At 41.5% G+C, this 12,040-nt stretch carries 10 protein-coding genes; 8 read left to right on the plus strand and 2 right to left on the minus strand.

All coding sequences use genetic code 11. The annotated features are described in order from the left end of the window. Window positions 1–7: 7 nt before the first annotated feature. A complete protein-coding gene (gene rhaM, locus BIZ36_RS18900) occupies window positions 8–322 on the plus strand; it encodes an L-rhamnose mutarotase (RefSeq protein ID WP_187459433.1) in 315 nt (104 codons plus the stop codon). Between the two features lies 1 nt (window position 323). On the opposite strand, the gene BIZ36_RS18905 is transcribed toward rhaM, so the two are convergent. Further along, on the minus strand, window positions 324–1,832 hold the full coding sequence (locus BIZ36_RS18905) for a rhamnogalacturonan acetylesterase (protein ID WP_187459434.1): 1,509 nt from the start codon (window positions 1,830–1,832) through the stop codon (window positions 324–326). Window positions 1,833–1,898: 66 nt separating this feature from the next. Next, complete coding sequence (locus tag BIZ36_RS18910; protein WP_187459435.1) at window positions 1,899–2,948, minus strand: GntR family transcriptional regulator; 1,050 nt, start codon at window positions 2,946–2,948, stop codon at window positions 1,899–1,901. 236 nt (window positions 2,949–3,184) lie between these two features. Here BIZ36_RS18910 and BIZ36_RS18915 point away from each other — a divergent pair, with 236 nt between their 5' ends. The 7 genes from BIZ36_RS18915 to BIZ36_RS18945 form a co-directional block, all read left to right on the plus strand. Then, entirely contained in the window at window positions 3,185–5,281 is a 2,097-nt protein-coding gene (locus BIZ36_RS18915) for a bifunctional aldolase/short-chain dehydrogenase (protein ID WP_187459436.1), read from the plus strand. A 25-nt stretch (window positions 5,282–5,306) separates the two neighbouring features. Next, window positions 5,307–6,587, plus strand: a complete 1,281-nt coding sequence (locus BIZ36_RS18920) for a sugar isomerase (protein WP_187459437.1) — start codon at window positions 5,307–5,309, stop codon at window positions 6,585–6,587. A gap of 17 nt (window positions 6,588–6,604) precedes the next feature. Continuing rightward, a complete protein-coding gene (locus tag BIZ36_RS18925) occupies window positions 6,605–7,978 on the plus strand; it encodes an FGGY-family carbohydrate kinase (RefSeq protein ID WP_187459438.1) in 1,374 nt (457 codons plus the stop codon). Further along, window positions 7,979–9,136, plus strand: coding sequence for an alpha-hydroxy acid oxidase (locus BIZ36_RS18930; protein WP_187459439.1), 1,158 nt, complete (start codon window positions 7,979–7,981; stop codon window positions 9,134–9,136). Window positions 9,137–9,142: 6 nt separating this feature from the next. Next, the gene (locus BIZ36_RS18935) at window positions 9,143–10,567 is read left to right on the plus strand and encodes a purine-cytosine permease family protein (protein WP_187459440.1); all 1,425 of its coding nucleotides are present in this window, start codon (window positions 9,143–9,145) and stop codon (window positions 10,565–10,567) included. Window positions 10,568–10,788: 221 nt separating this feature from the next. Further along, on the plus strand, window positions 10,789–11,619 hold the full coding sequence (kduI, locus tag BIZ36_RS18940) for a 5-dehydro-4-deoxy-D-glucuronate isomerase (protein ID WP_187459441.1): 831 nt from the start codon (window positions 10,789–10,791) through the stop codon (window positions 11,617–11,619). Between the two features lie 46 nt (window positions 11,620–11,665). Continuing rightward, a partial coding sequence (locus BIZ36_RS18945; protein ID WP_286174988.1) for a PfkB family carbohydrate kinase occupies window positions 11,666–12,040 on the plus strand: 375 nt, incomplete at its 3' end.

A 12,040-nucleotide genomic window follows, 5' to 3' on the forward strand; every position in this document is an offset into this window, starting at 1 on the left:
ATATTTTATGAAGAGAAATGCGTTTACCATGAAACTAAAACCTGGTTTTGAATCGGAATATAAAGAGCGACATGACAAAATTTGGCCAGAGCTATCAGAACTGTTATCAGGTTCAGGCATTCATGAATATTCCATCTTTTTAGATGAAGAAACCTTGACCCTTTTTGCCTTTCAGAAATTGGAAGAAGGTTTTGATGCGGCTAAAATTCCCAATCACCCCATTGTCAAGAAGTGGTGGGCCTTTATGGCCGATATTATGGAAACCAATCCTGATAATTCTCCGGTAGAAAGACCTTTGAAGGAAGTTTTTTTCATGCCATGACCTAGAGTTGGGGGACGGTTATATAATCCCTAATAGCAGATTGTTTTTGGTTCTTTAAGGTCTTAGCAGCTATTTTGGCGTTCAGTGAGGCTCCGTGAATATTGGTATGGGTATGGTCTTTGGGAAAAAATGTGGCTACACTGTCCCTACCAACTTTCTCATAAAAGAGTGCTATTTTATTGCTCAGGTCAATAAAGGGAACTTTTTCACTTTCCGCAACTTCCTGGGTCCATTTGATATAGGTGTCTTTGCGTTGTTCTACTTCACCATTGGGCCATTCATTTCTAGGGGTCAAGCTCAACAAAATAGGTTGGCCCCCTTTTTCCTTGGCCTGCAAGACCATTTGTCTAATGTTTTGCCCAAACGTATGTACGGTCTCTTGTACCGTATCTCCTTTAATAATCTGTAAGGTTTCAAAACCGGTGCCGTCCAAAGAGCCTCTGTATTTTTCCTTGTCAACGGCGCCGGCATCATTATGGCCAAATTGGATAAGTACATAATCTTCTGGTTGTAGCTCATCCAAGACCTTGTCCCAATGACCTTCGTTTATAAAAGTCCTACTGCTACGGCCGCCTAGGGCCCTATTATAAATATTCAGTCTGGTAGTGTCAATGAATTGTGCAAATGGTACGCCCCAACCAACGGCATTTTCGTTGTTGTTGTCCGCCATGGTAGAATCCCCTACAAGAAATAGGTTCTTCTTCTTGGGTAATTTGATTTGAGGATAGTCGATTAAAAAATCGGATAAATCATTTTGATGATTTCGTACTTCATTTACAATTAAAGAGGCGGCAAGTACCGCTCCCCTCGCCGAGGTATGAGTATGGTCCTTTTCGTAGAAATAGTTGCCTGTAACCCCTATTTGTCCTATATCTTCCATTTTGGAGGCCATAGCTTCATTCAGGTCTATGAATGCTGCCCTCTCTTCCAGAGCCACTTGTTGTGCCCATAAGCCATAGGAGTCATTGTTTCTTTCTACCTGCTTATTGCTCCATTTGTTTCTAGGAATAGGGGAAATGACCAACGGAATGGCCCCTACATGATGGGCGTCCTTAATTATTTTTCTAATGTACCACCCGTATGTATGAACAGTGTCCCGCTCTCCGGTGAGCATGTTGTCTATAACCTCAGATTCATCACCTATTCCTTTAATAGTGCCTCTTGCCCTAAAATTGTCATTGATCGGGCCATCATCATTGTGTCCGAATTGTATCAGTACAAAATCGCCTTCATTCAGATTTTGGTATACGCTGTCCCAAAGACCTAATTTTTGAAAGGTTCGACTACTGGTACCACCCAAGGCATGATTTTTTACGGTAATTTTTGTGGTGTCAACAAATTGATGAATGAAATCTCCCCAGCCCCATAGTCCACCAGCTCCATCGCCTTGGCCATTTTTTACGGTGGAATCTCCAACGGTATAAAGAACTGGTTTTCTACTGGAATTGGTAGTACAGGAAATAGTGGTAAGCCCGATAATCGCAATTATCAGCGGTATGCGTATTCTCATTGTGTGGGGTTAGGAGCGCCAAAAATACAATGTTATCCTTAACGGACAAGTTTGAGAATCAATTTTTTACACAGAATTTCGTTCTATATAACGAAATACGTTTTTTACTTTTTCCTTCTTGTTTTTGAGAACCATGTAGGCGGCGGTTTCTCCCATAGCATTAAAGTCTGTACTAATGACGGTAATGCCCAATAGTTCTTTCAATGGGGTTTCGTTATAGGATATAATTCCAATGTCCTTCCCAAGGGTAAGCTTTTTTTTGCGTACCTGTCTTACGAGATTTACCAGATCGGATTCTTCTATAATTACGTAGGCATCTTTACTTTGCAGTTCCATATCCTCGTATATTTCACCTAAGATTTCAAACTCAAAACCCTGCTCCCCACAGAATTTTTGAAAGCCTCTCAATATCCTTCGCGGATAGGGGTATACTTTCTTTTCTGGATACACCAAAATGAGTTTGTCATATTTAAGAAGCCTTTCCTTTCCTTCTAGTAAAGCTTCATAAATATCATTTTCAAAATCTTGGTACAAGGATGCGTAATCTCCTCTTATTTCTAGTTGGGAATTATCCAAAACAATCAACTTGTTCTTGGGTATTTTGTCCAACACCTTTACTACTTTCTCCGTTGCCGATGTGTGGTTGAGGTTATCATCCTTAAAATGGGGCATGATAACATAATAATCATACGCTCCCAAATTGCGTTCAATATAATGGGTGAACAAAGATTCTTCACAATGGTAAATATAGAGGTTAACATGCCCGTTTACGCCCAATCCGTTAACAAAAGAATTGTAAATGCGCATTTTATATGAGCTGGGCTTATTTACTAAAAAGAAGACATTGATTTTTGATATAAGGTCTGTTTTGGCAATGTAGTAGCCTTTACCCTTTACGGCGGTTATCGTTTTTTGAACCTTTAATTGTCTGTAGGCCTTTTCAATAGTGTCACGAGAAAGAAGCAAATCTTCGCTCAATTCATTTATGGAAGGAATTTTACTCCCAATTGGTAGCTCTCCCATGGCGATACTATCCATGATTGAATCTACCACCTGCATGTACTTAGGAACACGGGAGGCTTCATTAATTTGAATATTAAGAATGTTACTGGACATGTGGGGACTTCTAATTTATGTTGGTATACATTCCATCTTCACTATGCACAAGATGTTGATTTTTTCTTTAATGGGAATCGGCTCCTAAAATAATCAAAATATAGGGTAAGACCATATATACGGGTGTTCTTTTGGATTTTTACTTGTGTACAGTACAGCACAGGATAGTCAGGGGAAATGTAATATGTATTTTTGGTCAAAGTGTTAAATCAATCAGTAACAACAAGACACAAGATATGCAAAAGACATTCCAACACGTAAACTATCTATGGGACGAGAAAAAGGCCATTGAATTGGGAGATGACCAAGTAGCCCTTTTTCTTTACCGCTCCAACATTTTGGGCGCGGACCTTCGCATTACCAATTATGGCGGAGGTAATACTAGCTGTAAGACCATAGAAACGGACCCTTTGACCAACGAAGAGGTAGAGGTTATGTGGATCAAGGGTTCCGGAGGTGATATTGGAACATTAAACCGTGCCGGAATTGCCGGACTGTACACAGAGAGATTAAGAAATTTAAAGAATGTTTATGAGGGGCTTCATGATGAAGACCGTATGGTAGGGCTTTTCAATCATTGTATTTATGACCTGGATAGTAGGGCACCTTCTATTGATACGCCCTTACACGGACTTTTGCCTTTTAAACATATCGATCACCTTCACCCAGATGCCTTGATCGCGGTAGCTGCAGCGAAAGACAGCGAGAAGGTAACCAAGGAGATTTGGGGAGATACTATGGGTTGGGTGCCATGGCAACGTCCTGGTTTTGATTTGGGTCTTCAATTGGAGAAGTGTTTAAATGAAAACCCAGGTATACGTGGTATTGTCTTAGGTAGCCATGGTCTATTTACTTGGGGAGATACATCGTACGAATGTTATATCAATAGCTTGGAGGTAATAGAAAAGGCTTCTGAATACATTGAGAAAAAGATTAAGGAAAAGGGAAGCGTATTTGGTGGTCAAAAAGTAGAAAGTTTACCAGCGAAAGAACGTAAAGACAAAGCGGCCCAATTGATGCCCTTGTTACGCGGATTGTGTTCTTCAGAAAATAGGATGATCGGTCATTTTAGTGATACCGATGTGGTCATGGAATACATAAACAGTAATGATTTGGAGCGCTTGGCCCCAATGGGCACCTCTTGCCCCGATCATTTCTTGCGTACCAAAATTCAACCCTTGGTGCTAACCTTGGAAACCTCTGAAGATTTAAGTGATTCTAAAGAGGTCTTAAAGAAACTGGAGCCTGCATTTGAACAATATAGAAAGGAATATGCGGAATATTATGAATCTTGTAAGAGAGATAATAGCCCGGCCATGAGAGACCCTAATCCGGTGATAATCATTTATCCCGGAGTAGGTATGTTCAGCTTTGCCAAAAACAAACAGACCACAAGGGTGGCCAGTGAATTTTATATCAATGCCATCAATGTAATGAGAGGTGCAGAGGCCATCACGGAATATACTTCGCTACCAAGGCAGGAGGCTTTTGATATTGAATATTGGTTGCTGGAAGAGGCAAAACTTCAGCGTATGCCAAAAGAACAGCCTTTGTCTAGAAAAGTAGCTTTGGTGACCGGTGGTGGTGGCGGAATCGGTAAAGCGATTGCCGATAAATTAGCAGCCGAAGGAGCTAATGTAGTGTTGACAGATATTGCTGAGGATCGCTTAAAGGAAGGCGTCGCTACCTATAAACCGGATACGGCTGCCTATGCAGTTTGTGATGTGACCAAGTCAGAATCCATTGTTGATGCTTATAAGAAAGCATGTTTGGAATTTGGAGGGGTCGATATTGTGGTGCATAGCGCCGGCTTGGCTATTTCCAAACCACTGACGGAAACCACTGAAAAAGACTGGGATATTCTTCAGGATGTTTTGGTAAAGGGGCAGTTTGAATTGGCAAAAGAAGCCGTAAAGATAATGAGAACCCAAGGCCTGGGCGGAGACTTTATCAGTATAGCCAGTAAGAACGGACTGGTGTCCGGCCCTAACAATGTAGGTTATGGTACGGCCAAAGCAGCACAACAACATATGTCAAGATTATTGGCGGCTGAACTGGGCGGTGAAAAAATTAGGGTGAATACCGTTAATCCAGATGGCGTTATCGTAGGAAGCAAAATTTGGGAAGGAGACTGGGCAGAAGGTCGTGCGAAAGCATACGGAATTTCAGTTGAAGAATTGCCCGCGCATTACGCCAAAAGAAACTTGATGAATGAAATTATCTACCCTGCAGATATTGCGGATGGGGTATTTGCCTTTGTTGGGTTGTTGAACAAAAGCACCGGAAATATCATCAACGTAGATGGTGGTATGGCCAATGCCTTTGTAAGATAATTGATGTTGAATTTTAATTGAACACATGCAAATTAGCAAAGAACAGATACAATTGGTCAATGAGAAAGTTGAAGCGGGGCACGGGACCCAATTCAACTTTCTTGCCCAAACCTTGGATGCCAAAGGTGTTGATGTCAATACCGTTATAAAACAATTGGCAGATTTTCAAGTGGCCATTCCCAGTTGGGCCCTAGGTGCCGGAGGTACCCGCTTTGGTAGGTTTTCCTATTTTGGGGAGCCTTCCAACTTGGAGCAGAAAATAAATGATGTGGGCATTATCCACTCTTTAACACAGACGGCCGGGGCCATTTCGTTGCACATACCTTGGGATGTGCCGGAAGACTACAACGCCATTAAAGAGTTGGCAACTGCGAATGACTTGGTGTTTGATGCCGTAAATTCCAATACCTTTCAAGACCAAAAAGATGCAAAGGAGAGCTATAAGTATGGCTCCTTGAGTAATGTGAACAAAGCCGTGCGTGAGCAAGCTGTTCAGCATAACATTGATGTGGTGGAAATCGGAAAAAAACTCGGCTCTAAAAGTTTGACCGTCTGGTTGGCCGATGGTTCCAATTTTCCCGGGCAGAACAATTTTCAAACTGCATTACAGCATACAGAAGAAAGTCTAAAGGAAATTTATAAAGGGCTCCCGGAGGATTGGAAAATGTTTATTGAATACAAACCCTACGAACCCAATTTTTACAGTACCGTTATTCAGGATTGGGGTACGTCGTTTATGTTGGCAAATGCTTGTGGAGACAAAGCCTACACTTTAGTGGATTTGGGCCATCACTTGCCCAATACCAATATAGAGCAGATTGTTTCTACACTAATGATGAAAGGTAAATTGGGCGGCTTCCATTTTAACGATAGTAAGTACGGGGATGATGATAGTACCGTGGGTAGTGTAAAGCCGTATTCCCTTTTCTTGATATTCAATGAGCTGGTCTACGGAATGAAAAACAATCCGCAAAATCCGTATCCCGCTTGGATGATTGATGCCAGTCATAACATTAAAGACCCTTTAGAGGATTTGATACAGTCCCTAGAGGCCATTCAAGAGGCTTATGCAAAAGCTCTTTTGGTGGATCAAAAGGCATTAAAAGAGGCGCAGCTAGCCAATGATGTGGTTGTTTGTCAAGAATTGCTTCAAGAGGCGTACCGAACAGATGTGAGACCTTTATTGCGGGAAGCAAGACTTAAAAGCGGAGGAGCCTTACATCCGATTACCGCCTATCGTTCCTTACAAGTAAGGGAGAGTTTGATAGAGGAAAGAGGTAAATACGCGGTAGCCTCTGGTTTGTAACTATAGAGAATATTTAGATGGGTGAAAAAGTAACTGCAATTTTCGATATTGGCCGAACCAATAAAAAGTTTTTTCTTTTTGATAAGGACTTTAAGGAGGTGTATAGGGAGTACGACCGTTTTGAAGAAATTGAAGATGAAGATGGCTACCCAACGGAAGACTTGGCCAAATTGGAAAATTGGGCGAAGACTACTTTTGATAGAATTATGGCAATGCCCGAGTATGATATTCAGGCGGTGAATTTTTCATGTTACGGTGCAAGTCTGGTTCATTTTGATGAAGAAGGAAATGTGCTTACCCCACTCTATAATTACATGAAACCCTTGAATCAGGAAATCATTGATTCATTTTATGAGAAGTATGGTCCTATAGATGAATTTTCAAGGGTAAGCGGATCTTTAAATATGGGCATGCTCAATACGGGAATGCACTTGTATTGGCTAAAAACCCAAAGACCGGCTATTTTTTCCAAAATAAAGTATTCACTTCATTTGCCCCAATATCTTAGTTATTTGTTCACTGGTATCCCCGTAAGCGAATATACCAGTATTGGGTGTCATACCAATCTTTGGGATTTTGAAAGAAACAGGTACCATCAGTGGGTAATTGAAGAGGGCGTTGATAAGGTGCTTCCTACTATAGTTCCAAGTAACCATTTGATAGATATAGATTATAAAGGCAAAAAAATAGCCTTTGGTCCCGGAATTCATGATAGCTCTTCGGCATTGTTGCCTTATGTAAGTAGTATTTCAGAGCCTTTTCTTTTGGTTTCTACAGGTACTTGGAGCATATCCATCAACCCTTTCACAGAGGGAGCCCTTTCTTTGGAAGACATTAAGCGGGAGAGTCTTTATAATATGCGTATTGACGGAAGCCCTGTAAAAGTGGCCCGGCTATTTTTAGGGAATGAATACAAGCTGCAGGTCAAGGAACTTACGGATTATTTTAAAGTACATAAGGACTATCATAGAACGGTTAAGTTTGATGAGGACACGTTCTTTGAAATCAACAAGGATTTTGAACCCATGTTCAAATGGAAAAGTATTCAAGGAAATAACCAACCGGAAACGACCCAAATTCCCTATGATAAATTTGAGCACGCCTATCATCAATTGATGTTGGAATTGGTGTTATTGCAGGTAGAGAGTATCAATTCTGCAATCGGGGACCAAAAAATAGAGGAATTATACATAGACGGCGGTTTTAGCGACAACGATGTTTACATAAAACTATTAAGTTATTACCTTCGGAGCATGAAATTACGAACTACCGATGCTTCGTTGGGTTCCGCTCTAGGAGCGGCCATCGTTATCTCACAGACCAAACTAGATCCAGAATTTTTGGCCCAAAACTATGGGTTAAAAGACCAAAATCCCCTAAAGACCGCCTAAATGAAGAGTGAAATTAATTCAGAATACCCTTCTGTAGAAGCCTTACGTGAAAAAGCCAAAAAACGGGTTCCGAGTTTCGCTTTTGAATATTTGGATGGCGGCTGCAATGAGGATGTAAATATTATTAGGAATACTGCTGAAATCAGGGATGTTCAGCTTCAGCCAAGATACCTTAGAAATTATAAAGAGAGCTCTACCAAAACCAAGGTCTTGGGTATGGAGTTCGATGCTCCTTTTGGTATTTCGCCAGTAGGGTTGCAAGGTTTAATGTGGCCAAATTCGCCCGAAATTTTAGCCAAAGCGGCTCACAAACACAATGTTCCGTTCATCCTTAGTACGGTAACTACCATGAATATTGAAAGGGCCAGCGAACTTACGGAAGGCAACGCTTGGTTTCAATTGTACAATCCCGTAGAAGATGAAGTGCGCAATGATATTTTAGACCGTGCGCATCATGCGGGTTGCCCTGTGTTGGTGTTGCTTTGTGATGTACCCACTTTCGGGTACCGTCCAAGGGACATCAGAAATGGTTTGGCATTGCCACCTAAAATGTCCGCCAGAAATATCATGCAAATTTTAGGGAAGCCTACTTGGGCTTTTAATACCTTGAAATACGGTCAACCCACTTTTGAGACGCTAAAGCCATACACGCCTGAAGGCTTGAACCTAAAGCAGTTAGGAAAGTTTATGGATAAAACCTTTTCGGGTAAGTTAAATGCCGATAGAATCAAACCTATTCGTGATCAATGGAAAGGAAAATTGGTCTTAAAGGGCGTTGCTAGTGAGCAAGATACTGAAGACGCTATTAAAATGGGTTTTGACGGCATTATTGTCTCCAATCATGGGGGCAGGCAGTTAGATGCCGCACAATCCACTATTGCATCACTGCAAGAAATAGCTCCAAAATACGGCGATAAAATTGAGGTGATGATCGATAGCGGACTTCGATCTGGTCCGGATATTGCGAGGGCCATGGCCAGTGGCGCAAAATTTACCTTTATGGGCAGATCTTTTATGTATGGGGCGGGAGCCCTGGGAAATAAAGGCGGAAACCACACCATTGCCATGCTTAAAATGCAATTTAAGCAAGTAATGGATCAACTTTGTTGTGAGCGAGTGGAAGATTTACCATTACATCTTGTAAATAACCAACCCTAGAATAATATGACACTACACAGTCAAGAAGAAGAGATGGTAGAAGATTTGGTAGGCGAAGAATTTGAGCGCCAACCTGTACCCCAATCCAAGTTAAAAAGCTGGAAAAGCTTCTTGGGAATGTATGCCGGGGAGCACGCCGCAGGTACTGAGTTTGTTATTGGCCCCTTGTTCTTGACTACAGGTGTTAGTGCTTTTGATTTAATTGTTGGTTTATTGATAGGAAACCTTTTGGCAGTTTTGAGCTGGCGTTTTTTAACCGCGGAGATTGCGGTAAAGTACCGTTTAACGCTCTACTATCAATTAGAAAAGATTTGTGGCAAGAAACTAGTTATAGCCTACAATCTTGCCAATGGGGTGCTATTTTGTTTTTTAGCGGGCTCCATGATAACTATTTCAGCGACGGCAGTAGGTATTCCCTTTGATATGGAAATGCCTAAACTAACGGACACCATGCCTAACGGACTCACATGGATTGTAATAGTTTTGGCCATTGGAGCGGTTATTTCCGTAATTGCGGCTCGTGGTTTTAACACGGTTTCCAAAGCGGCTAACTATATGTCTCCAGTAATCGTTTTGGCATTCTTGGCCTGTGGTATAGTCTCGTTACAAGAATTGAACGTTAGCAGTTTTTCTGATTTCTGGAACATTTGGGGCGAAGGTTCAGAACCCTTTCCTGGTCAGATTAAATACACGTTTTGGCACATAGTATTGTGGTCTTGGTTTGCCAATGCGGCAATGCATGTTGGTATGAGCGACCTATCTGTATTTAGGTTTGCTAAAAAAGCGAGTTCCGGTTGGACAACCGCCGCCGGTATGTATGTAGGACATTACATGGCTTGGATCGCTGCGGCATTGTTATATGCCGTTTATTTGAAGTCTCCCGAAGCGCAGATAATGTTGGGCAATGGAGAGGCTCCACCGGTGGCTCCAGGGCCATTGGCCCATAAAGCGCTAGGTGTTTTTGGGATTATAGCGGTGGTGTTGGCCGGATGGACAACTGCCAACCCAACCATTTATAGGGCTGGATTGGCATTTCAGGCTATCTTACCTAAAACCTCTACCTTTTGGGTGACAATCATTGCAGGTTCTGTGGCGACCATAGCTGGATTGTTCCCTGCTTTTGCCATGAAATTATTGGATTTTGTAGCGCTGTATGGATTTATACTGGCTCCTGTTGGTGCTATTATTGTGTTTGAACATTTCTTTTCTGAAAAGGCGGGTATTGTATCCAACTACGCAGAAAAAAGTAAGATCCAGTATAATAAGGCAGTTCTTTTTGCATGGGCCATTAGTTTTGGACTCTTTTATTTTATATCGTTACAATTTGATGTATTTCTGTCTTTTGTCACCCTTCCAGCTTGGTTGATGTGTGGTATATTGTTCCTTGTTTTTAGTAAGTACACCCAGAAGCAAGTTTTAACTAAAAGTTGATAAAACATATCTTTGAATCCCTTTACTAGGGCAACAAATGATTTAAATCGAGCAACGGTTGGTCATAATAGTGCCTTACGATTACAGGTTTTTGGTAGACTTGATAAAAACTTGTATTATGCAATGATTTATTAAGATAAGTTTAAAATTCAAAGAATAATTCTGCGGATTCATTTAAATGATTATATTCGCGTAATCGATTACATATATAATTATTGATTATGACAAAACATGAATTTAGATATGCATCACATCCAGAAGATGCCAAAAAGTACGGAACCGAAGAACTTAGAAAACATTTCCTTATAGATACGCTTTTTGAGGATGGTATTATCAATCTTATCTATTCAATGTATGATAGGTATATTGTTGGTGGTGCCAAACCAGCAGGAAAAGATTTGCGTTTGGAAACCATACCTTACCTGAAATCGGAGAATTTTCTGGATAGGAGGGAACTCGGAATTGTAAATGTTGGTGAAAAGGGAAAAGTTTCCGTAGACGGTACCATTTATGAATTGGATAAAAAGGAGGCTTTATATGTGGCAAAGGGTGCTAAGGAGGTTATTTTTAAAGGTGAAGGATCTCCTTTGTTTTATCTGAATTCCGCACCGGCACATCACAGTTTTGAAACCAAAAAAGTAGGGAAAGAAAATGCCGAGGTAATTGAATTGGGTGACGAGAAATACGCTAATAAGAGAATTTTGAACAAACTCATTGTTAATAGTATCGTGGAGACCTGTCAATTACAAATGGGAATTACGGAATTGGTACATGGAAATGTTTGGAATACCATGCCGGCCCATACCCACGAGCGTAGAATGGAAGCCTATTTCTATTTTGATTTGGAAGAAGGTCAAACGGTTTGCCATTTTATGGGTCAGCCACAGCATACGAGACATATTTTTATGGAGGGTAACCAAGCGGTACTTTCACCTGAGTGGTCTATTCATTCCGGTTCAGGTACCAGCAATTACTCCTTCATTTGGGGAATGGCCGGTGAGAATTTGGATTATGGGGATATGGATGTATGTCCTCCAAATCAATTGAAGTAAAACAGATATAAGAACTAAATCTATATAATTCCTATAAAACATTGAAATGAAAAAAGTAGTGACCTTCGGTGAGATCATGCTTCGCTTGGCGCCCTCGGGATTTTTAAGGTTCTCCCAGGCCAACAGTTTTGACGTTGTCTATGGCGGCGGGGAGAGCAACGTAGCGGTCTCCCTGGCCAATTATGGGGTCCCGGTAGACTTTGTGACCCGGCTTCCCAAGAACGACATAGGGGAATGTGCCATGATGGAAATGCGCAAAAGGGGCGTTGGCACGGACAAGATAATTTACGGTGGCGACCGCCTGGGCATCTATTTCCTGGAGACGGGCGCCGTTTCCCGTGGCAGCAAGGTGGTCTACGACCGCGCCCATTCCGCCATGGCGGAGATAGAGAAGGGCATGGTGGACTGGGACGCCGTTTTC

The sequence above is a fragment of the Cytophaga sp. FL35 genome, from assembly GCF_014349235.1.
Classification (GTDB): Bacteria; Bacteroidota; Bacteroidia; order Flavobacteriales; family Flavobacteriaceae; genus Euzebyella.